The organism is Enterocloster clostridioformis (genome assembly GCF_020297485.1).
Classification (GTDB): Bacteria; Bacillota; Clostridia; order Lachnospirales; family Lachnospiraceae; genus Enterocloster; species Enterocloster clostridioformis.
Window position 1 is genome coordinate 1120882 of sequence record NZ_JAIWZC010000001.1, and the last position, 22307, is coordinate 1143188.

The 22307-nt window shown below is 52.5% G+C and carries 23 protein-coding genes; 3 read left to right on the forward strand and 20 right to left on the reverse strand.

Annotated elements, in window-relative coordinates:
• Nucleotides 1–13: 13 nt before the first annotated feature.
• The 3 genes from LA360_RS05620 to LA360_RS05630 are packed head-to-tail and all read right to left on the reverse strand — an operon-like array spanning nucleotide 14 to nucleotide 2557.
• Nucleotides 14–1012: a PhoH family protein gene (locus LA360_RS05620; protein WP_022202561.1), complete on the reverse strand. Its 999-nt coding sequence runs from the start codon at nucleotides 1010–1012 to the stop codon at nucleotides 14–16.
• Nucleotides 1009–2268 carry a sporulation protein YqfD gene (locus tag LA360_RS05625; protein WP_057571645.1) on the reverse strand — a complete coding sequence of 420 codons (1260 nt, stop codon included), beginning with the start codon at nucleotides 2266–2268 and terminating at the stop codon, nucleotides 1009–1011. Before LA360_RS05625 ends, LA360_RS05620 begins: the two co-directional genes overlap by 4 nt.
• A gap of 19 nt (nucleotides 2269–2287) precedes the next feature.
• Nucleotides 2288–2557, reverse strand: a complete 270-nt coding sequence (locus LA360_RS05630; protein WP_002583641.1) for a YabP/YqfC family sporulation protein — start codon at nucleotides 2555–2557, stop codon at nucleotides 2288–2290.
• Between the two features lie 141 nt (nucleotides 2558–2698).
• Here LA360_RS05630 and LA360_RS05635 point away from each other — a divergent pair, with 141 nt between their 5' ends.
• Nucleotides 2699–3688: a DUF4397 domain-containing protein gene (locus LA360_RS05635; protein ID WP_022202559.1), complete on the forward strand. Its 990-nt coding sequence runs from the start codon at nucleotides 2699–2701 to the stop codon at nucleotides 3686–3688.
• A gap of 165 nt (nucleotides 3689–3853) precedes the next feature.
• Here the strand turns inward: LA360_RS05635 and LA360_RS05640 are convergent, their stop codons facing one another.
• The 9 genes from LA360_RS05640 to LA360_RS05680 form a co-directional block, all read right to left on the reverse strand.
• Nucleotides 3854–4582, reverse strand: coding sequence for a YebC/PmpR family DNA-binding transcriptional regulator (locus LA360_RS05640; protein WP_022202558.1), 729 nt, complete (start codon nucleotides 4580–4582; stop codon nucleotides 3854–3856).
• A 210-nt stretch (nucleotides 4583–4792) separates the two neighbouring features.
• Complete coding sequence (locus tag LA360_RS05645; RefSeq protein WP_022202557.1) at nucleotides 4793–6175, reverse strand: MATE family efflux transporter; 1383 nt, start codon at nucleotides 6173–6175, stop codon at nucleotides 4793–4795.
• Nucleotides 6135–7610: a hemolysin family protein gene (locus tag LA360_RS05650; protein WP_022202556.1), complete on the reverse strand. Its 1476-nt coding sequence runs from the start codon at nucleotides 7608–7610 to the stop codon at nucleotides 6135–6137. The genes LA360_RS05645 and LA360_RS05650 overlap by 41 nt, the downstream gene beginning before the upstream one ends.
• Before the next feature lie 25 nt (nucleotides 7611–7635).
• Nucleotides 7636–7776, reverse strand: a complete 141-nt coding sequence (locus LA360_RS05655) for a hypothetical protein (protein ID WP_002595527.1) — start codon at nucleotides 7774–7776, stop codon at nucleotides 7636–7638.
• Between the two features lie 15 nt (nucleotides 7777–7791).
• A complete protein-coding gene (locus LA360_RS05660; protein WP_002567397.1) occupies nucleotides 7792–8139 on the reverse strand; it encodes a type II toxin-antitoxin system PemK/MazF family toxin in 348 nt (115 codons plus the stop codon).
• Between the two features lie 148 nt (nucleotides 8140–8287).
• On the reverse strand, nucleotides 8288–9478 hold the full coding sequence (alr, locus tag LA360_RS05665) for an alanine racemase (RefSeq protein WP_022202555.1): 1191 nt from the start codon (nucleotides 9476–9478) through the stop codon (nucleotides 8288–8290).
• Nucleotides 9479–9560: 82 nt separating this feature from the next.
• The gene (locus LA360_RS05670; protein ID WP_022202554.1) at nucleotides 9561–11102 is read right to left on the reverse strand and encodes a bifunctional ADP-dependent NAD(P)H-hydrate dehydratase/NAD(P)H-hydrate epimerase; all 1542 of its coding nucleotides are present in this window, start codon (nucleotides 11100–11102) and stop codon (nucleotides 9561–9563) included.
• Nucleotides 11062–11481 (reverse strand): holo-ACP synthase, encoded by a 420-nt coding sequence (gene acpS, locus LA360_RS05675; protein WP_022202553.1) that lies wholly within the window; start codon nucleotides 11479–11481, stop codon nucleotides 11062–11064. Before acpS ends, LA360_RS05670 begins: the two co-directional genes overlap by 41 nt.
• Nucleotides 11482–11501: 20 nt before the next feature.
• Nucleotides 11502–12164 (reverse strand): redox-sensing transcriptional repressor Rex, encoded by a 663-nt coding sequence (locus LA360_RS05680; RefSeq protein ID WP_022202552.1) that lies wholly within the window; start codon nucleotides 12162–12164, stop codon nucleotides 11502–11504.
• Nucleotides 12165–12328: 164 nt separating this feature from the next.
• Between LA360_RS05680 and LA360_RS05685 the strand changes: the two genes are divergently transcribed.
• Both LA360_RS05685 and LA360_RS05690 read left to right on the forward strand, forming a co-directional pair.
• The gene (locus tag LA360_RS05685) at nucleotides 12329–14281 is read left to right on the forward strand and encodes an ABC-F family ATP-binding cassette domain-containing protein (RefSeq protein ID WP_089775535.1); all 1953 of its coding nucleotides are present in this window, start codon (nucleotides 12329–12331) and stop codon (nucleotides 14279–14281) included.
• Between the two features lie 22 nt (nucleotides 14282–14303).
• Nucleotides 14304–14570: a hypothetical protein gene (locus LA360_RS05690; RefSeq protein ID WP_022202550.1), complete on the forward strand. Its 267-nt coding sequence runs from the start codon at nucleotides 14304–14306 to the stop codon at nucleotides 14568–14570.
• 213 nt (nucleotides 14571–14783) lie between these two features.
• Here LA360_RS05690 and LA360_RS05695 read toward each other — a convergent pair whose 3' ends face one another.
• The 8 genes from LA360_RS05695 to LA360_RS05730 form a co-directional block, all read right to left on the reverse strand.
• Entirely contained in the window at nucleotides 14784–16061 is a 1278-nt protein-coding gene (locus tag LA360_RS05695; protein ID WP_112482763.1) for an adenylosuccinate synthase, read from the reverse strand.
• A gap of 188 nt (nucleotides 16062–16249) precedes the next feature.
• Nucleotides 16250–17170, reverse strand: a complete 921-nt coding sequence (locus tag LA360_RS05700) for a LysR family transcriptional regulator (RefSeq protein WP_022202546.1) — start codon at nucleotides 17168–17170, stop codon at nucleotides 16250–16252.
• Between the two features lie 123 nt (nucleotides 17171–17293).
• The gene (gene purB / locus LA360_RS05705) at nucleotides 17294–18730 is read right to left on the reverse strand and encodes an adenylosuccinate lyase (protein WP_022202545.1); all 1437 of its coding nucleotides are present in this window, start codon (nucleotides 18728–18730) and stop codon (nucleotides 17294–17296) included.
• 75 nt (nucleotides 18731–18805) lie between these two features.
• Nucleotides 18806–20254, reverse strand: a complete 1449-nt coding sequence (gene purF, locus LA360_RS05710) for an amidophosphoribosyltransferase (RefSeq protein ID WP_057571646.1) — start codon at nucleotides 20252–20254, stop codon at nucleotides 18806–18808.
• 164 nt (nucleotides 20255–20418) lie between these two features.
• A complete protein-coding gene (purC, locus tag LA360_RS05715) occupies nucleotides 20419–21126 on the reverse strand; it encodes a phosphoribosylaminoimidazolesuccinocarboxamide synthase (protein ID WP_057571647.1) in 708 nt (235 codons plus the stop codon).
• 160 nt (nucleotides 21127–21286) lie between these two features.
• A complete protein-coding gene (locus LA360_RS05720) occupies nucleotides 21287–21454 on the reverse strand; it encodes a hypothetical protein (RefSeq protein WP_225537334.1) in 168 nt (55 codons plus the stop codon).
• On the reverse strand, nucleotides 21441–21818 hold the full coding sequence (locus LA360_RS05725) for a hypothetical protein (RefSeq protein WP_225537335.1): 378 nt from the start codon (nucleotides 21816–21818) through the stop codon (nucleotides 21441–21443). The genes LA360_RS05720 and LA360_RS05725 overlap by 14 nt, the downstream gene beginning before the upstream one ends.
• A gap of 82 nt (nucleotides 21819–21900) precedes the next feature.
• Nucleotides 21901–22233 carry a hypothetical protein gene (locus LA360_RS05730; protein ID WP_022202542.1) on the reverse strand — a complete coding sequence of 111 codons (333 nt, stop codon included), beginning with the start codon at nucleotides 22231–22233 and terminating at the stop codon, nucleotides 21901–21903.
• Nucleotides 22234–22307: the final 74 nt, after the last annotated feature.

Here is a 22307-nt window from a genome sequence, read left to right on the forward strand (position 1 = left end):
TCTCCTTGGCGGATTAATTCCGCTCCCGTATCCTGCGCCGTCCTGCAGGCGGGGTATTCTTTTGTTCATATGTCTCATAGGCCTGTACAATTTTCTGCACCAACGGATGACGCACCACATCGGAACTGGTCAGGTAACAGAACCCAATGTCGTCAATTCGTTTCAGCACCTTAAGGGCCGTATCCAGACCGGAAACCGCGCCTCCCGGAAGGTCCTTCTGGGTCTGGTCTCCTGTTATGATAACCTTGGAACCAAAACCGATTCTGGTAAGGAACATCTTCATCTGGGCCGGGGTGGTGTTCTGGGCCTCATCCAGGATGATATAAGCATTGTCCAGTGTTCTTCCTCTCATGTAGGCCAGGGGCGCCACCTCAATCAGCCCCTTCTCCGAATTGTTAAGATAGCTTTCCGCCCCCATAATCTGGTACAGGGCGTCATAAAGAGGGCGAAGATACGGGTCAATCTTGCTCTGGAGATCGCCCGGCAAAAATCCCAGCTTTTCACCGGCCTCAATGGCCGGCCTGGTAAGGATAATGCGCCCCACCTCGCCGTTCTTAAACGCCTGGATAGCCATGGCCATGGCAAGATACGTCTTTCCTGTGCCGGCCGGTCCGATGCCGAACACAATCATCTTCTTGCGGATAGCATCCACATAATGCTTCTGCCCCAGCGTCTTTGGCTTCACCGGCTTGCCGGATATGGTCCGGCATATGATGTCCTTGTCAATCTCCAAAATCTGCCCGTCATTCTCCGTGAAAGACAGGGACAGGGCATAGTCCACGTTCTGTTCCGTGATGGTATTGCCCCGCTTGGACAGTTCAATCAGGTTGTTGAACACGCTTTTTGCCTGGCCTATGGTTTTCTCGGGCCCGATGATTTTTATTTCGCCGTCCCTGGCAATCATGGTCACATGCAGGGTGCGCTCTATCTTCTTTAAGTAGGTGTCAAATTGTCCGCAGACATTCCGCTCATGCTCTGCGGGAATGTCAATCATTGTCTCAATTACACTCATTCAGCAGTTATTGTCTCCTCTGGTTTTTCTCCCGGCTCTCCGCCGGAATTCATATCAGGCTCCGCTGCCGGCTGTGTCTTAACAATGGATTCCTCCGTCACGAGTTCACCTGTCAGACGGCATTCAGAAACACTTGTTTCTATTCTATCATTATTTTCAAGAATTTGTACCCCCTTTTCCTCTAAATTTTTGACAAACTGGTAATTTATGGCTTTAGACAGCTCTTTTAGCTCATCCTCCCTGTAATTTCTCTCATAGGCTGCCATTTCCCGGCCCTGTATGGCGCCCATATAGACAGGCAGATAGAAATTGGAAAACAGCCTGAGCTGTTTTTCCTCCATGGAATAATCCCACTCCCCCTGTCCCCTCACCGGGGTCAGAAAGGTAAAGGACCATGCCCCGGCTTTCATGTACCATCCTCTCCGCCTGCGTCCTGTGTGGACCCGTTCCTGATGCAGCAGGGGAAATGTTTTCTCATATTGCTTGACAGTCCTGGCCACAATATCCGCATCCGCGTGAACCATGTAGGCATTGATTTCCTCCTCGTTGTCGCCGATAATGGGCACCCGTCCGCTGACCAGTACCTGTCCCTCCTCCACCTCGTCCCCTACGCAAACCTGGGCAACGCCCTGGCGTACCACCATGGAGGTGATGACTCCCGGCTGGGACGCCACAATGTCGCAGGGTGTCTCGTCCTTCTCAGGGATAGTGGACAGCACCTCGTTTTCCTTGATGTGGATGAGCAGTCTCGTGCCGGAAACACGGGCAGATACCCAGGTGATCTCGGGAAAGCTTGTGCGCATGGAGGCTTCCAGATCCTCGCAGTTAATCCTGGCCTTTAGCATGCCGTAATCAATGTCCTGTGTGTCCAGAAAACGGACCAGAGTATCGTAGGTATACCTGTAATTGCCCTCAAACTGGATATCCCAGATAAACAGGGACATAACATAAAGCACCATGAAAAAGGCCATGATTCCGGCACCGTAATACCAGCGCTTCCTGTACCTGTAAATAAAAAATGGGAGGCCGTAACGGCCGGTAATGTGCAGCCTTACCTGCGCCTTGCGCACCAGGGGCTTCACCCGGCGGTATCCTTCCACAGTCATAAAAAACTCATAATCCCCGTCCCGGTTGCATATCAGTCCCCATACCTCCAGACCCCTGGCATTGCAGAGATTCAGGAAACGTTCCGGTGAATAGCCGTGAAGACGGAGTCTTACATATCCTTCCCAATTATGTAACAGCCATTCAATCAAACAAGCCCCCTCCTTTGATTTACGTTTCAAATTCCAAAGAACCGATCTGGCCGGTTATCTTCATCTCCTCCGCCGTATAATAATCAATCTTTAAGCGGGCTCCGTGAATCACCACCCTGCAGTTCCTGGCCTGGAGCTTAATCAGGGTATCCGTGTAAATCAGGATGCTCCTGTAATTTTCCACATTCACCTGGCTCCTGCCCACAAAGCTTATAAGCACATCTCCCAGAATCACGTCCCGGGGCAGCCCCAGTGCGGATACGGCTGTTTTCTTTGGTTCCCATGACATACGCCCACGCTCCTGATACACTGGTTCTTTTTATTATATGCATCAGCCCGCCAAAAATGCAGTCCCCTTTTTTTCAAAAACATACACATTCCTTATTCCATATGAATAGACTATAGTGAATCAATCTTTTGCGAGGTCTCTATGAACAATCAGTCCTATCATACAGACAGAATGAGTGAGTATCCGGACACTCTCCTGACCGCGGCAGAGCTGGGGGAAGCCGATGTTCCCGTGACTCCCCTTCCCAATCCGGGCGAGGGCGGTCCTGTGGACAGCGGCGACAATCAGAATAACGGTGCCAATGTCCCTGTCATCCCCCTTCCCAATCCGGGTGAGGGCGGCCCTGTGTACAGCGGCGGCAATCAGAATAACGGTGCCAATGTCCCTGTCATCCCCCTTCCCAATCCAGGTGAAGGCGGTCCTGTGTACAGCGGCAGCCGTCCCGGCTTTCCTCCTATCTTCCGGCCTATTTTCCCCGGAAACAGCGGCTCTGTCACCGTGATACCCGGCATCACCTTCCCATGCTACAACTGTACCGCCACCAGCTTCGGCAGGGTACGCATCCTCAATGCTTCCACCGGGTACCAGCCGTTTTACGTGTACCTTGGCAACTGGATGGTGGCAAGCAGCCTGGGGAACGGGGATATAACAGGCTACGTCCAGTCTGCCTCCGGCACCCAGACCGTCACCGTGTCAGGAGCCAACGGCTATGTGTACATTCAGAAGACAGTACAGGTGCGCTCCTCCGCCTCCATGACCATTGCCATCATCAATACGGCAAGCGGCCTGGACATCATGGAAATATCCGACATTTCCTGCAACGCGCCTTCAGGCTCCAGCTGTCTGCGGGCCTGCAACCTGTCACTGAACCTGGGGCCCTTCGACGTATCCATCGGCAATCAGAACTCCTCCTACACTGCTTTCAGCAATGTACGCTACAGGGAAGTGACCCCTTACACCAGCTTCTACCCGGGATGGTATCAGCTCTATATCTCCAGGACCGGCTCCTACCCCAACACTTCCGTGGCAGCCACCTCCGCCAACATGAGCGCCAACACATCCTATACTCTGTATATCTTCAATGCGCCAAACGCAACGGAAGGGTTGAAGACTTTGGTGGTGTCCAACTAGACGGAGAGCAGTTAAAGGCCATATTTCTGTTTTTGTCAGAAACCATCAAACAAAAAGTCCTCTGCAGCAGATCATGATGACCTGCCGCAGGGGACTTTCCATTTCATAGTACCAACGCAGCAAAACCTCTAACTTAGCTGCGCTCCATTTGGGCAATGCCCGTGTTTATTCATCCCAGTTATGGTACACGGCCTGGACATCGTCATCCTCATCCAGCAAATCCAGTGTACGGTTTAACTTCTTAATATCATCCTCATCGGTCAGCTCCACCCATGTCTGGGGAATCATGGTCACATCCGCCTGCATCATGGGAATGCTCTGGGCCTCCAGTGCCTCGCGCACAACGCTGAAATCCTCAGGCGCCGTAACGACCTCGTAGCTGTCCTCCTCCTCGGAGAAATCCTCTGCTCCCGCGTCCAGGGCAAGCATCATCAGTTCGTCCGGATCCATGCCGCATTCTTCCTTGTCGATGATAATCTGTCCCTTTTTATCAAACATATAGGACACGCTTCCCGGTGTGCCTACGTTGCCGCCGCCCTTGGTGAAGGCGCTCCTCACATTGGCAGCCGTGCGGTTCTTGTTGTCGGTCAGTGTATCCACGATAATAGCCACGCCGTTGGGGCCGTATCCCTCGTATGTAAGGGTCTCGTAGTTCACGGAATTGGCATCGCCTGCCGCCTTTTTGATGCCGCGGTCAATGGTATCATTGGGCATGTTGTTGGCCTTTGCCTTGGCGATAACGTCCCTCAGCTTACTGTTGTTGGCAGGATCTGCTCCGCCCTCTTTTACAGCGACTGCAATCTCACGGCCGATGACAGTGAAAATCTTGCCCTTGGCAGCGTCGTTGCGCTCTTTCTTATGCTTAATGTTGGCAAACTTTGAATGTCCTGACATTGGTAAACACCCTTTCCTGTTTCTTCTTTTATGGTTTATACGTTCAAATACAGCCCTCTGCTGTATTTTATACACATCTTTTCTATATTAACACGATTTTTTTTATATGGCAAGATAAATTCTCTCCCTTAATTGCCCGCAGGAGATGCCGGGCTTAGACACTGGCTCGAATGCCGCCCGCAAACCCTTTGGTTCAGCCCCCTGCCCGGCTCACCCCACCTCCGCCGCCAGGTTTCTGAGCCACTTTTTCTGCCTGTACCGTATATATCCCAGCACAGCCTTATATACCTCTTCCGTCATCACCAGCGCATACACTGTATAAATAGGCAGCCTCCACACCAGGGCTCCCAAAAACGCCAGGGGTACGCCGATAAACCACACGCCGCTGGTATCAAGGAACAGACACATCTTGGTATCGCCTCCGCTTCTCAACACGCCCACCACATTGACATAATTAAACATCTTCGCCGGCATGTAGGCCGCAAAAATCAGGATGCACAGGCTTACGTTCCGGGCCACCTCAGGCGTGATGTTGTAAAGGCTGATGATGGGCCGCCGAATTCCAATCAGCACCACAGCCACGCCTACCGTGGCAATGAACTGGAGGATAAAGAAATGCACCGCATACTTCTCCGCCCGTTTGAGATGGCCCGCCCCCAGCTCATTGCCCAGGATAACGGCAGTGGCCGCGCTCAGGCCCTGAAACAGCACCACCAGGATATCCTGAATGGTGGTGGCGATGGTGATGGCCGCCACGGCCTCGTCTCCCATGCGCCCGTAGGCCAGGGAATACATGGTAGTGCCCAGCCCCCACATAAACTCATTGGCAATGACAGGTGCTGACGTCCTGAAAAACTGGCTGATGAACAGGCCGCTCCAGCCAAACAGCTCCCTGAGTCCGCAGGCCACCGGAAGCTTTTTTCCGTACACGTACCCCAGAATCAGCACAATCTCAATCGTCCTTGCTATAAGGGTGGCCACGGCCGCGCCGGACACTCCCATGGCCGGTGCGCCGAACTTTCCGAAAATCAGCACATAATTCAGGCAGATATTAATCAAAATGGCTATACAGCTGCTTATGACAGGGAATATAACCTTGTTCACCGCCCTGAGTATGGCCACATATACATTGGTCATGGCAAGAAAGGGGTAGGTTAAAACCGCTATCTTTAAATACTTTGCCCCCAGCTCCACGCTGTCATGGCTGGTGGTAAATATGCGCATGACGGATTGGGGTGACATAAGGGCCGGCACAACGAAGAACAAGGCCCCTGTCAGGGCCAGAAGGATGGAAAGCCCCAGGACCTTCCGTATGCTCCTTAAATCGCCGTTTCCCCAGAACTGGGCCGCCAGTACGCCGCTTCCGCTGACAATTCCGAATACCAGAAGCGAAAAAACAAAGAAGAACTTATTGGCCAGTCCCACTGCCGCTATGGCTGTGGCCCCCATGGTGCCAATCATCAGGGTATCCGCCAGGTTTACCACTGTGTTAAGCATTCCCTGCAGAGCCACGGGACAGGCAATCATAAGCGCCTTCCTTAAAAATCTGCTGTCACGAAACATCTCCTTCGTACTCTCTATTAACTGCATCATACTTCTCTTCCACCGATTCTTTCCCGCTGTCCGCAGCCTTCCCGCCTTCCGGCACAGGAACGACCCGGACGCTCTCTATCATCTTATTACCGGCCCGCTCCACTTCAAAGAGCCAGCCGCCGAATTCCACCTGGGGATTCTCCCCTTCCTGAGGGATGCGATCCAGCCGCGAGACCAGATATCCGTTCAGGGTGTCATAGGTGTCACTGTCCTCCTCCGGCAGTTCAATATCCAGGGTCTCCATCACATCTTCCAACGGCGTAAGACCGCTCATGACAAAGGTGCCATCCTCCATGGCCTGTATGAAATCCTCTTCCTCATCGTATTCATCCATGATGTTGCCCACGATTTCTTCCAGTATATCCTCCATGGTGAGAAGACCGGCAGTCTGTCCGTACTCGTCCACCACGATTTCCATGTGGATCTTGCGGGACTGCATCTCCTTGAAAAGGGTGTCTATGTTCCTTGTCTCAGGTATGAAATTGGCTTCCCTCAAAAGGCCGGGTATGTCCTTAATCATCCTGTCCCTGTTCTCTTCCTTTTCCGCAAAGGCCATGGCATCGCGCATGTGGAGTATGCCGATGATATCATCTATGTCCTCCCCGTATACAGGATACCGGGTATTTACGCCCTCATTCAGGATGAAATCCACTGCTTCCTTAAGGCTCATGCTGCCGTCCAGGGCCGTCATGTTGGTGCGGTGCGTCATGATATCCGCGGCTTCCTTGTCCCCCAGCTCAAAGATATTGGTTATCATCTCTGTCTCATCCGCTTCCAGGACGCCCTGTTCATGGCCCTCATTGACCATAGACATGATATCCTCCTCTGTGACGTTGCCGTCGTCATCCGCCAGGTCCACCCCAAAGGGCTTAAGCACCAGGGAAGAAATCAACGTAATCAGGCGTGTCAGGGGCAGAAATACCCCCGCGAAAAAGAGCACAACCGGAAGCATATGGTATCCCCACTTTTCAGGCTCCTTGGCCGCCAGACGTTTCGGTATGATGATGCCGAAGCTGATGACCAGCACCAGGACAAATACGGTGACCAGGGCCAGAACCCCCGCCCACTGCCACCAGGACGGATTCCTGTACCACGGCGTACCCGACATCGCCATCAACTGGGCCGGTTCTGCCCAGGCCAGCACCTTTCCCAGAAGGAACCTGCGCTCCACCATACCAATCATGGCAGGAAGGATTGCCGCTCCTATAATCATACCCATCAGATGGGTAGTGACCTGGATGGTATGGACAAACCGCACGGGACGGTTCACTATCTCTAACAGGCGCGCGGCCTTTTTATTCCCCCCGGCCGCCTCTTCTTCCAGCTTCCCCTCATTCACATTCTGTATTGCCGAACCAAAACCGTAAAACATTGCCTCCAGAAGAATAAATCCTATCAATATGAGGATACTGACAGGTGGATAACCATCGTCCATAATGACAAAAAGACTCCTTTCATACTCATGAAACACCATAACCGTCGGGCCCTGCCAAAAAAAACAGAGCTATCCCCCTAAAATACGGCATAACTCTGCTTATCATATCATTTTTCTCATATTTCGTCAATGGTGCCTGTTGCTCCTGCCCATGATTCCTGCCCATGGTGCCCCCGCCTGCTTATGTACGCAGTTCCAGGCTAATCATAAGGGCCTCATCCACCTTCTGCTGCAGTTCCTCATCAATATGACAGATTTTCTCCTTCAGTCTCTGTTTGTCAATGGTCCGCAGCTGTTCCAGGAGAATGACCGAATCCTTAATCATGGCACAGCGTCTGGTGGGCAGCTCCACATGGGTGGGCAGCTTGGCTTTGTTCATCCTGGAAGTAATAGCCGCACATATGACCGTGGGGCTGTGCTTGTTTCCCACGTCATTCTGAATAATCAGCACAGGGCGCACTCCCCCCTGTTCCGATCCCACCACCGGCCGCAAATCCGCATAATAAATATCTCCACGTCTGATAATCACATCGTTCACACTCCGTCAATTTATTCAACCTTAGTATTGACATTTTTGACCTGTGTATACATAACCCGGATACACCGGGGCATCCGGCCGGCTTTACGCCACACTACTAACATATGATTCAGACGTTCTCTTTGAGCCTGGTAGGCTTTTACATATATCCAAAGCCCTCGTAAATATCGTTAAAGTAATCCTTTTGCCCAATGGCCTTCCCGTCCCGCAGGTAGACTCTGGGAACCCGTTTTCCGATTCCGCAGATGATTTCATAGTGGAAACCGCCGCCCACACGGGCCAGTTCCTCCACCGTGATACATTCCTCCCCATCCTTTCCAATCAGGGTCACCTGGTCGCCTTCCGCCGCCTCCGGGATGTCCGTGACATCTGCCATAAACTGGTCCATGCATATCCTTCCAAGGATCCCGGCCCGTTTTCCCCGTATGAGCACCGCGCCCTTGTTGGAGAGGTTTCGCGGATAACCGTCCCCGTATCCCACAGGAATGGTGGCCACACGCGTGGGACGGTCCGCCACAAAGGTGCCGCCATAGCTCACGGACGTACCTGGTTCAATGGTCTTTATGTATGTGATAAAGCTCTTAAGCTCCATGGCAGGAACCAGCTTCACCCTGTCCCGGACCACCTCGTCTGAGGGGTACAGGCCGTAAATGGAGATTCCGGCACGCACCATATCCAGTCCGTTGGAGTCCAGCCCCTCCACGATGCCGGCGCTGTTGGAGCAGTGGCGGATCGGGATATCCACGCCCCTGCTGTGGAGCATTTCACAGAAATCCCTGTATTTCTTATACTGCGCCTCATAAAATGCCTTATCCGCCTCGTCTGCCCTGGCAAAATGGGTAAACATACCCTCGATGCGGATTCCGGGAAGCCTGGCTATCCTGGCCGCCTCGTCCGCCGACGCCTCATCCGGCGTCATTCCAATCCGGCTCATGCCCGTATCCACCGCCAGATGGATGTTTGCCCTGGCGCCGTTTTTTACAGCTGCTTCTGATAATTTTCCGGCCTCCTCATAGCGGAACATGGCGGGGCGTATATCGTACCGGACCAAATCCCCAAAACGGCTCTCATGGGTCACCCCCAGTACCAGAATCATTTTCTGGATGCCGTGGCGGCGCAGAATAACCGCCTCGTCAATGGCTGCCACCGCATACCCTTCCACATAAGGCTCAATGGTTCTGGCCACCGGAACCGCCCCGTGTCCGTACCCGTCGGCCTTTACCACCCCTATCATGGAAGTGGAAGGAGGAAGGCTGTCCTTCATTGCCCTCATATTGGATTCCACCGCATCCAGGTCAATGGCTGCGTAAACTCTGCTGTAAGAATTCATTGTTGTTGCCTCCTGTGTCACGGGCCCTTATCACGGCCCGGTCTCAATTGTATTTTATGTGATTGGCGCGGCGGGACAGCCCTTACACCATGGTCATCACACTGCCGACGGCATCCGCCAGTTCCGAAGCCAGCAGGCTGTGGGCGCCGCTTTTAGAGGCAGCCGCGTCCCCTGCCCGGCCGTGAAGATATACACCCAGACAGGCAGCCTCCTCCTCATCCATGCCAATGGCTATCAGGCCTGCTATGATCCCCGTGAGCACGTCGCCGGAGCCTGCCTTTGCCATGGCGCTGTTGCCGCTGGAATTGATGTACAGGTTCCCGTCCCGTCCGGCGGTGACAGTGGCCGCGTCCTTTAACACACAGGTGAGGCCGTAACGGCCTGCATACTCCAGGGCCGTGGCTGCCAGGTTCTCCTTAATCTGATCCACGGACTCCCCTGTGAGCCGGGCCATTTCCCCCAGATGGGGCGTCACGATAATATTCTCCGTATAGTAAGAGGTAAGGTACGGATGACCCGCTATGGCGTTCAGGCCGTCCGCGTCAATGATGACAGGCACGAACGCGCTGGTCAGTATATCCTCCACCAGGTATTCCACATAGGGTCCGTTTCCCAGTCCCGGTCCCAGTACCACCACGTCAGCCCATTCCATCTGGGCTTCTATCATCTTCCTGAATTCATCCCTGCCCTCCATGAGCTGGTCCGGAGTGTAGGTGGCTACAATGGCCTCAGGCAGGCGTTCCTGGAGAATCTGCCGGTTTTCCTCCACCGTAAGCAGTTTTACCAGTCCCGCCCCTGTCCTGTATGCGGATAAGGCGCTCAGGTAAGCGGCCCCGCACATATTCCTGGACCCTGCCACAATCAGCACCTTACCAAAGGTTCCCTTGTTGGAATAGGCAGGCCGCCTGGGAATCCGTTTCAAATCATCATCCCCGTAGGTGACGGCAAAATCACCTGCCGCCGTCCCTTCCGCTTCCTTCACCGCATCCAGAGCCTGTCCGGGAAATCCGATATCAGCCACTTCCACCCGGCCCGCGTACTCCCGGCCCGGATACAGGGCTGTCCCGGTTTTCTCCCATCCAAAGGTAACGGTCAAATCCGCCCTCAGGGCAATACCCATGACAGTCCCCGTATCCCCGTGGATGCCTGACGGCACATCCACCGCAACGGTACTGCGGATGGACTTGGCCCCCAGCATCTTAATACACTGCCTGTACTCCCCCTCAACAGGGCGGCTCAGTCCCACGCCGAACACCGCGTCTATGAGAAGGCCGCATTCCTCCTTCTCCCCTTCCTGCCAGGGCAGGGAGGAAAGACCCACATTGCCTGCAATGGTAAGCTGCGTCCTGAATTCCTCTGTTCCCTTATCCGGATTTCCCACCAGAAATACCCGCACCGGATATCCTTTTAAATGAAGCATCCTGGCTGCCGCCACGCCGTCGGCCCCGTTATTGCCGGTGCCGCACACTGCCCAGATTGTATCCCCTTTTTTCCACAGACGCTCCGCTGCCTGGGCCACCTTAAGAGCTGCCCGCTCCATCAGGACCAGGGACGGAACACCTATGGTATGGATGGTGTATGCATCAATGGCTTTCATCTGTTTTCCCGTTACCAGCATCCTCATATGACTGTACCTCCTTTATCCTTCCTTCTCCCACCGCAAACGCCATGGCATACTCCCTTGTATTGGTGATGGACACCTCCAGGCGTTCCATCCCCATCTCCTGAAACCGGGCCAGGGCGCCTCTGTAAAGGCGGACATAGGGTTTTCCCACATCGTCCCTGAGCACCTCCACGTCGATGGGCATGAAGGTCCGAAACCCCGTTCCCAGGGCCTTTGCAACCGCTTCCTTCACAGCAAAAGAGCCGGCCAGCTTAGAGGCGGACCCCTTTGCTTGCCGGCTTTCCATATCCGTAAATGTGCGCACCACAAAATAATCCTTTTTACAGGCTCTTTCCATGCGTCTGATTTCAACTAAATCTGTTCCAACTCCAAGTATCATGGTGCTGTCTTCCTAAACATTTACTTTAACGCATTCTTTTTCTCCTCCTGCAGGTCGTACATGCTGCTGACCCGGTAGGAAAGACGCATCAGGCTCTCGGACAGGTGTACGTTCTCCACCACCACGTCCTCCGGTACCACCAAATCCGTGTGAGCAAAATTCCAGATAGCCCTGATTCCCGCGTTTACCAGGCGGTCCGCAATCTCCGGCGCCTTTGTCTTCGGGATGGTCAGAGCAGCAATCTGAATCTCATTCTCCCTGATAAACGTCTCCAAATCATCCACGGAGCGAATCTCAATTCCCCTGATGACCAGCCCGATCAGTTTGGGGTTAATATCAAACATTCCCCTGATAACAAAGCCCCTGCGCTCAAAATTCGTATAATTGGCAATCGCCTGTCCCAGGTTTCCTGCTCCGATGATGATCACATTGTGCTGTCTGTCAATCCCAAGTATCTTGGCGATTTCCGAATAGAGGTACTTTACATTATAGCCGTATCCCTGCTGGCCGAATCCGCCGAAATTATTCAGATCCTGACGGATCTGAGATGCGGTCACTTTCATTCTGGAGCTCAGCTCATTGGAAGATATACGCTCCACACCTTCCTCTATTAATTCACCTAAATAACGGTAATAACGGGGCAGCCTAGAAATCACTGCCTTCGAAATCTCCTTGCGTTCCATGATGTATCCACCTTCCCATTGTGCAGTTCTGTCAAAACTCTAATAGTTCCATTATAAACAGACGTCAAAAAAATGTCAAACACGTTTACATATGTTCTTGAAAAAATCGTCCTCGTATATTATACTTGGGAGAGCTAAATATGTCGTTTTTAAAGGAGTTTACCATGATTTTATCATGCAGCAATATAAGCAAATCATTTGGAGAGAAACATATATTAAAGCAGGTTTCCTTCCACCTGGAAGACCATGAAAAGGCAGCCATCGTCGGAATCAACGGCGCCGGCAAGTCCACCCTCCTTAAAATCATCATCGGGGAACTGGCCTCCGACGAGGGGTGCGTGGCGCTGGGGAGGGGAGCCTCCATCGGCTACCTGGCCCAGCACCAGGACCTGAACAGCGAGAGCACCATCCACGACGCCCTGCTGGAGGTCAAGCGGCCCATCCTTCAGATGGAAGAACGCATCCGTACCCTGGAACTGGACATGAAAAGCGCGTCCGGCGAGAGCCTGGAAGCCATGCTGGAGGAATACAGCCGCCTGACCCACCAGTTTGAGTTGGAGGGCGGCTATGCCTGCCGCAGCGAAATTACCGGCGTTTTAAAGGGTCTTGGCTTTGCCGAGGAGGAATTTTCAAAGCCCATCAACGCCCTGTCCGGCGGCCAGAAAACCCGCGTGTCCCTGGGCAAGCTCCTGCTGACCAAACCTGATATCCTGCTCCTTGACGAGCCTACCAACCACCTGGACATGGAATCCATTGCCTGGCTGGAGACATACCTTAAGACTTACAGCGGCAGCGTAATCATCGTTGCCCATGACCGTTATTTTCTGGACCGGGTGGTGACAAAAATCGTGGAGCTGGACAATGGAACCGGAACCGTATTCAGCGGCAATTACACTGCCTACAGCGACAAAAAAGCCATGCTCCGTGACGCCAGAATCCGGGCATACTTAAATCAGCAGCAGGAAATCAGGCACCAGGAGGCGGTTATTGCCAAACTTAAATCCTTTAACCGGGAAAAATCCATCCGCAGGGCCGAGAGCCGGGAAAAGATGCTGGAAAAGATTGACCGGCTGGAAAAGCCCATGGATATCGACGACTCCATGGACATCCGGCTGGAGCCGGATGTGGAAAGCGGCAAGGATGTGCTTACCGTCACCGGTCTGAGCAAGTCCTTTGACAGCCAGACTTTGTTTACGGACGTAAATTTTGAAATCAAACGCGGGGAGCGGGTGGCCATCATCGGCAGCAATGGCACCGGCAAGACCACTCTCCTTAAAATCATCAATCAGCTGCTGTCCGCCGATGCCGGCGAGATACGTCTGGGCTCCAAGGTGCACATCGGCTACTACGACCAGGAACACCAGGTTCTTCATATGGATAAGACCCTGTTTGACGAAATCCAGGACACCTATCCCAACATGAACAATACCCAGATCCGCAACACCCTGGCGTCCTTTCTCTTTACAGGGGATGATGTGTTCAAATTAATCCGCGATCTAAGCGGCGGTGAGCGCGGACGCGTTTCCCTGGCCAAGCTGATGCTTTCCGACGCCAATTTCCTGTTGTTAGACGAGCCAACCAACCACCTGGACATCACCTCCAAGGAAATCCTGGAAAGCGCCCTGTGCCGCTACACCGGAACCGTACTCTATGTGTCCCACGACCGGTATTTCATCAACCGCACAGCCACCAGAATTTTGGATTTGACCGGACAGTCCCTGATTAATTACATCGGCAGCTACGACTATTATCTGGAGAAAAAGGATGCTGTGGAAGCCGCATTTGCGGCCAGGAACAAGCGTACGTCCTCTGTACCCAATCTCTCCCAAGCCTCAGGCCGGCCCTCCCAGGGTTCCCAAAACGACCTGAAACTGGAATGGAAGGCTCAGAAGGAGGAACAGGCCCGCATACGCAGGATTCAGAACGAGCTCAAAAAAACAGAGGATTCCATTCACTCCCTAGAGACCAGGGACAGCGAGATTGACGCCCTGCTCACACGGGAAGAAGTATACACCGATGTGCCCCGGCTCATGGAGCTGAATAAGGAAAAAGAGGAAATAGCCGGACTGCTGGAAAAGCTTTACCAGAGATGGGAAGAATTGGCGGAGAAGGCCTGATGCCTCAGAAAGGAGCTGTTCAATGAAACTGAAACGTATATTTGCCCTCTTAGGAGCCGTCCTGTTATCAGGACTTTTTATTCTGGCCATCGTGCTGGCCGCCATGGGCGCGCCAAAGAATTATCTCATGGCGGTTATCTTCTCCCTGGTGTTTATCCCCATCATACTGTACGCCATGGGGCTTATGACCAGAGTGCTGAAACCATCCGATCCCTTTGAGGGCATGGATGATGACGCAAAACAGACCCTTTCGGATACAACTGACGCGGATTTGAAAGATGAATTGTGACGAGGGAAAGCAGGAGCGCTATGGAAAAGCACCGCTCCAGCATGAACCAGAGGGAAATATACCGTGTGCTGACCGAAAATCCGCCCATGCAGAATGCGGCGGAACGCATTCAACACACAGAACGCAGAGATATGACGACGATGTGAGGATAAGATGACGCAAAACAGGACCCGCCGGCTGCTGCCGTATGGTCCTGTTTTTAATATTCCATATTTACTTGCGCATGATAATGTCGTCTCTTCCCGGTCCGTTGGATACCATTGAAATAGGAGCTTCAATTTCCTTCTCCACGAATTCAATGTATTTGCGGCAATTCTCCGGAAGATCCTGGTACCGCTTAATGCCGCGGATACCGCATTTCCAGCCGGGCAGTCTGGTAAGGACCGGTCTGGCCTTCTCAAGCTTAGACGTAGTCGGGAATTCCCTGGTGACCTGTCCGTCAATCTCATAACCAACGCATACCGGTATCTCGTCCAGATAGCCCAGCACATCCAGCACTGTAAATGCCACTTCCGTGGTCCCCTGAATCCGGCATCCGTATCTGGTAGCCACCGCATCGAACCAGCCCACGCGTCTGGGCCTTCCCGTGGTGGCGCCGTACTCTCCGCCGTCGCCTCCCCGGTTTCTCAGTTCATCCGCCTCGTCCCCAAATATCTCACTGACAAAGGCACCGGCGCCCACTGCACTGGAATAAGCTTTTACAACCGTCGTGATATCCTTAATCTCATACGGAGGAATGCCTGCGCCGATGGCTCCATAGGCAGCCAGCGTGGAAGAAGATGTGACCATGGGATAAATTCCATGATCAGGGTCCTTAAGGGAGCCCAGCTGACCCTCTAAGAGGATATTCTTTCCTTCCTTGATGGCCTCATGAAGATAAGCGGATGTATCGCATACATACGGCGCAATCATATCACGGCAGCTGAGAAGCTCCTTAATGATTTCCTCAGGATCCAGAAGAGGTTTATGGTACAGGTGTTCCAGAAGCACATTTTTCAGCTCGCAAACCCTGCATGCCTTTTCCCTCAGCAGATCCTCGTCAAAAAGTTCGCTGATCTGGAAACCAATCTTGGCATATTTATCTGAATAAAAGGGAGCAATACCGGACTTGGTGGAACCAAAGGATTTTCCGGCCAGACGCGCTTCCTCGTAGGTGTCAAACAGCACATGGTACGGCATGAGAATCTGAGCCCTGTCGGAAACCAGGATTCTGGGCTTTGGCACGCCCCGCTCCACCAGCGACTCAATTTCCTGAATCAGATAAGGGATATTGAGAGCCACTCCATTGCCAATGATGCTGGTTGTATGCTGATAAAACACGCCTGATGGAAGAAGGTGAAGGGCAAACTTGCCATAATCATTGATAATGGTGTGGCCCGCATTACTTCCGCCCTGGAAACGGATGATAATGTCAGACTCCTTGGCAAGCATATCCGTAATCTTACCCTTTCCCTCGTCACCCCAGTTAGCACCTACAATTGCTCTGACCATACTAAAATCCTCCTTCGGGTATCTCCCGTTCAATGCTCATTTGCAGTTCATGAAAGGATGGACACGCATTCCTGTGTATCTTATCCTTACCTAATTTACTACAACCTATACCATAAGTAAAGACGTTCTTTATTATGTTCTCCATAAGCATTGTTTATGTCTTTCCTCCGAAGAAAGCCCATAATCTATCATCTGCCGCCTGTCGGCTGCTCAACCGCCGCCTGACCGCAGGCCATCATATCTAACAGCCTGCGCCCCGGCATGGAAATCAGGCTGGACTCTCCCGTCACCACGCACATATGCCTAAGAGGCATCTCTTGTTTGAATTTCAGCCGGAATACCTCGCCTCTCATTATGGCATCCTCGGCAAATCCCTCCATGACGCACCCAATCCCCATGTTGCGCCTGGCAAACTGCACAATCATATCGCTGATGGCCAGCTCAAATTCCGGCTTAAGCAGAGTCCCCTGCTGCGCCAGAAAGGCGTCCATAAAGGTTCTGGTACTTGTATTCTTTTCCAGCGCTATACACGGAAAAGCCTCCAGCTCCTTGTACTCCAGCTCCCGCCCTTCCAATTCCCGGAAGCTGCTGCCTGCTATGAAAACATTGCGAATGGCCTTGACCTGAAACTGCCTGACAGTCCCCCTGCTGGTAAAGGGAGAGGTCACAACCCCAAAATCGATCCTGCCCTCTTCCAGGCTTTTGATGGTTTCCGGGGTAGGCGCATTGGTAACATTCACCTTAATCTTAGGATATTCCCGGTGAAACTGTTCCAGATAAGGAAGAAGATAAAACTGCAGCGTCATATCGCTGGCCCCAATCCGTACTTCCCCCACATCCATATTCAGCATCCGCTCCAGCATCTTCCCGCCTTCCAGCAGCTCCTCCACTCCAGGCTTTACATAGTGGTATAGAAGCTCTCCTTCCCGGGTCAGCTGCACCCCTTTGGAAGTACGGAGGAACAGCTTTGTCCCGGCTTCCTTTTCCAACTGCCGCACAGCCTGGCTTACAGCCGGCTGGGAGATACACAGTTCCTGGGCGGCAGCGGTCAGGCTGCCGTGGGCGCATACATGGTAAAATACTTTATAGTACTCAAAGTTCACATTCATCCATAATTTCCCCTTATCAAAAGATGATATAATCAAAATCAATTCTTATGGATATATCATAACATAAAATAGGGGGATTGCAAGGCAGGATTCTTGCCATGGCAAGGTTATGGAATATGTTTATTATATAGAAATCTCCGCCGTCACTCCCAGCTCTCCCGCGTTTTCCTCAAGCAGCGGCTTAATGACCTCTTCCAGGAATTCCTCCACCTGCTTAGGAGAACGCCCGACATAGCGGGACGGATCCATGGTCTTTTTCAGTTCATCCAGGGAAAGATTAAAGACCGGGTCAGCTGCTATCAGTTCCAGGAGGTTGTTATCCAGGCCCTTTTCCTTTACGTTCTTTCCTGCCTCCATGGACAGCTCGCGAATCCGCTCATGGAGTTCCTGACGATCGCCCCCTGCCTTTACCGCGTCCATCATGATATTCTCTGTGGCCATGAAGGGAAGCTCTGCCATCAGGTGCTTTTCAATGACCTTAGGATATACCACCAGGCCGTCCACCACGTTCAGGTACAGGTCTAAGATGCCGTCCACTGCCAGGAAGCCTTCCGGCACGGACAGTCTCTTGTTGGCAGAGTCGTCCAGGGTTCTCTCAAACCACTGGGTGGACGCCACCAGCATGGGATTCATCATATCGCTCATCACATAATTGGCCAGGGAGGCAATGCGCTCGCTGCGCATGGGATTCCTCTTATAGGCCATGGCGGATGAACCGATTTGCTTCTTCTCAAATGGCTCCTCCACTTCCTTCAGATGCTGCAGAAGACGGATGTCATTGGAAAACTTGTGAGCGCTCTGGGCAATGCCTGCCAGGACGCTTATGACACGGCTGTCCACTTTTCGTGAATAGGTCTGGCCGGATACCGGATAGCAGCCCACAAATCCCATCTTCTCCGCAATTCTTGCATCCAGACGGCGGCATTTCTCATGGTCCCCGTCAAAAAGCTCCAGGAAGCTGGCCTGGGTGCCGGTGGTTCCCTTGGAACCCAGAAGGCGCATGGAACCGATCAGGTAATCCAGGTCATCCAAATCCAGCTTAAGCTCCATCATCCACAGGGTGGCGCGCTTACCAACCGTGGTTGGCTGGGCCGGCTGGAAGTGGGTAAACGCAAGGGTGGGAAGGTCCTTGTATGTTTCAGCGAAACCGGACAGCTCCGCAAGTACGTTGATCAGTTTCTTCCTCACCAGCTTCAGGGCCTCGGTCATGATGATAATGTCCGTATTATCTCCCACGTAACAGGAGGTGGCCCCCAAATGGATAATTCCCTTTGCCTTAGGGCATTGTACGCCGTAAGCATAGACATGGCTCATGACATCATGGCGGACTTCCTTCTCCCTGGCCTTAGCCACATCATAATTGATTTCCTCTGAATGGGCCTTCAGTTCCTCAATCTGCTCGTCCGTGATGGAAAGCCCCAGCTCCTTCTCTGTCTCAGCCAGCGCAATCCAGAGCTTTCTCCAGGTGCAGAACTTCATGTCAGGTGAAAAGATGTACTGCATCTCCCTGCTGGCATAGCGCTCAGAAAGAGGGCTTACATATCTGTCGTGGTCACTCATGTCATATCCTCCGTATTCGTTGATTTCATGTTTTCTATCATATCATATACAATAACTTTTTTAAATGCCCGCGGCCTATTTCTCATAGCTGCCCCGGATGTCCTGGGAAGGCGGCTCCATAGGATAATTCCCTGTAAAGCACGCGGTGCAGACAGGCCTTTCAGATGCCATCTGTGACAGCCGCTCCTGCCTTAAAAAGGAAAGGGTGTCTGCCCCGATGATTTCCCTCACTTCATCCACAGTCCTTCCATGGGCAATGAGCTGGTCCTCCGATGGAATGTCCGTGCCAAAATAGCAGGGGTGTAAAAATGGCGGTGCGCTGATTCTCACATGGACCTCCCTGGCGCCCGCGTCGCGCAGCATCTTCACAATCAGAGCGCTGGTGGTTCCCCGGACAATGGAGTCGTCAATCATGATGACCCTTTTTCCGGCCACAGCCTCCTTTAACACATTGAGTTTGATTCGCACCGCAGATTCCCTGCTGCTCTGCTTTGGCTTGATGAAGGTCCTTCCCACGTAGGAATTCTTCACAAAAGCTGTTCCGTATGGAATCCCGGATTCCATGGCATAGCCCAGAGCCGCCGCATTGCCGGATTCAGGCACGCCCACCACCAGGTCTGCCTCCACCGGTGAATCCACAGCCAGGAACCGGCCGGCCTGAATCCTGGCCTTATAAACGCTCACTCCGTCAAAAACACTGTCCGGTCTGGCAAAATAAATATACTCAAAGATACATCTGGCTTCTCCGGAAGGGTCAGCCAGGCACATCTCCTTATCAGAGGATATGCCGTCCGCCGTGATGGTCACGATTTCCCCCGGCTCCACATCCCGGACAAACTCAGCCCCTATGGTCTCCAGGGCGCATGTCTCTGACGCCAGGATGTAGGCATTATCCCGTTTCCCGATACACAAAGGCTTGAAGCCCATGGGGTCTCTCGCTCCAATCAGCTTGCGGGGACTCATGATTACCAGGGAGTAGGCTCCCTTCAGCTTCTTCATGGCTGCGGCCACTGCGCTCTCCACATTTGGGGTATGAATCCTGGCCCTGGCTATATGGTAGGCAATGACCTCCGAGTCAATGGTAGTCTGGAAAATAGCCCCTGTGTACTCCAGCTCATGGCGCAGCTCAGGCGCATTGACCAGGTTGCCGTTGTGGGCCAGACCCAGGGTTCCTTTTACATAATTGAGCACCAAAGGCTGCGCGTTTTCCCGGGTACTGCTGCCGGCCGTGGAATACCGCACATGGCCCACGCCGATATTGCCCTTCAGACTCTCCAGCGCCTCCGGCGTAAATACCTCGTTGCAAAGGCCCATCCCCTTATGGGCCGCTACCCTCCCCTTGGGTCCTTCTGTGTCGCTCACCGCTATACCGCAGCTTTCCTGTCCCCGGTGCTGCAGGGCAAAAAGCCCGTAGTATATGGCCCGGGCCACGTCGTTCCCATCAAAATCATACATCCCAAAAACCCCGCACTCCTCACGCAGTTTATCTGCCCCAATATCAAAATCCATCCGGTTCTGATCCATGAAGTCATGTCCTTTCTGTGTGTCAAGCTGCCAGTTTCATACCGCGCTGCAACGATAACAATGCGGTACTGATTCCATATTCCCTTCTCAAAGAAGGGAACGCCCGGGTATTCATGCCCAGGCGTTGTATCTTAATTTGTCCGCGTCAAACCTCCCGGTCCTGCTTACTGGATACCCAGCCTGCGGAATACTTCTTCGTATGCATCCTCTACATTGCCCAGATCTCTTCTGAATCTGTCCTTATCCAGCTTCTCATGGGTATCCTTATCCCAGAGCCGGCATGTATCAGGAGAAATCTCGTCAGCCAGGATAACCTTGCCGTGATAACGGCCGAACTCAATCTTGAAATCAATCAGGTCAATGTTCAGTCCGTCAAAATATTCCTGCAGCACTTCGTTTACCTTAAACGCATACTCAGTGATATGGTCAATCTCCTCCTGGGTGGCAAGTCCCAGTGCCAGTGCGTAATAGCTGTTGATAAACGGGTCGCCCAGTTCGTCGTTCTTATAGCTGAATTCCAGAGTCGGGCATTTAAACTTGACGCCTTCCTCCATTCCCATCTTCTTGGCAAAGCTGCCTGCGGAATAATTGCGGATGATTACCTCCAGGGGAACAATCTCCACCTTCTTCACAGCGGTTTCCCTGTCATTTAATTCTTCTACCAGGTGGGTAGGTACACCCTTATCCTCCAGCTTTTTGAAAATGAAATTGGTCATACGGTTGTTGATGGCGCCCTTTCCAACAATGGTTCCCTTTTTCAGACCGTTGAATGCGGTTGCATCATCCTTGTAGGACACGATTAACACGTCCGGGTCCTCCGTTGTGTAAACCTTCTTAGCCTTTCCTTCGTAGAGCATCTCTTTCTTTTCCATGGGTATCCACCTGTCCTTTTCTAATATTCGTATGGTTGCGATATGGATTTATAAGCTGACGCTATAAAAGAATACCATTTCAGAAGAAATTATAATACACAATGTCTTTGAATACAAGCGTGGCAATCATTAAAATTCCTAATGAATGTACTCCGCCCCGCTAATCACTCCCTGAATCGCCGGACCTTTCACGGTCCTCATATCCTTCCTCCACCTGGTATATGTGGATTTTCCTTTCATCCAGGCGAATGGTAAAGCCCCGCTTCACCGATGTCATCCCATCCCGGTCTGCCGCCCGGGCCGGACTGCTCTCCTCAATCCGTACCATATGCGGTATCTGCTCCCGGACCCAGCGGACAATGCCCCGGCCCGTTCCCGCCCAGGCCATGGTACCTGCGGCCAAAAGAAACAGGGCGCCTCTGACGCAGCGCCTCCTTCGTCTGATGGACGGACAGCGCGCTTTCCAGGATTTCACCGCCCTCCGGCGCATCTTTCTCAATCCCTTCTTTCTCTGCCCATTCTTCCTCAGACACATCACCCTCAGGAACATCTTCCTGAAACACATCTTTCTCAGGCTTATCTTCCCCATATCCACCAGTCTGAAACGTCTGATTATGTACCCCAATCCATCTCCTTCCCCGTTTGTCCATGAACTGATTATAATCCTTTGAAGGGAGCTCTTCAAGGGGCATCTTCTGGTTTTTACACAGATAGACCCTCTCCAGCCGTACCCGGCATAGAAAGGGTCCATATCCAGGCCCGGACAGCAATTTACTATCTGGACTCTGTTGTATTGTTGGTGCCGCTCTCATTGACTGTGTTGGATTCGCCTGTGATATCGTTCACGCCGTCCTTAACGTCACGTGCGCCCTTATCCACGTCATTCATAAGTCCGTCAATGATGCCGTCCCCTTCCGTTTCCATGGAAGATGTCTCCATCCCTGTGGTTTCCTGGGATGAGGTACTGGTGGATGTGGCTGCTGAAGATGAATTCTGGCTGGCGCCTGTTGAGGACTGTGTATTGGAGTTATTGCTTCCACAGGCCGTAACAGACATAACCATGATGAGCAGCAGCATTGCAAAAATTGCAGGTCTGATTTTTTTCATAATGACATTCTCCTTTCGTTTTCTACCTATATTATGTGCTTTAGGAGAATGGATTATGGTGGAACATCCTGCCT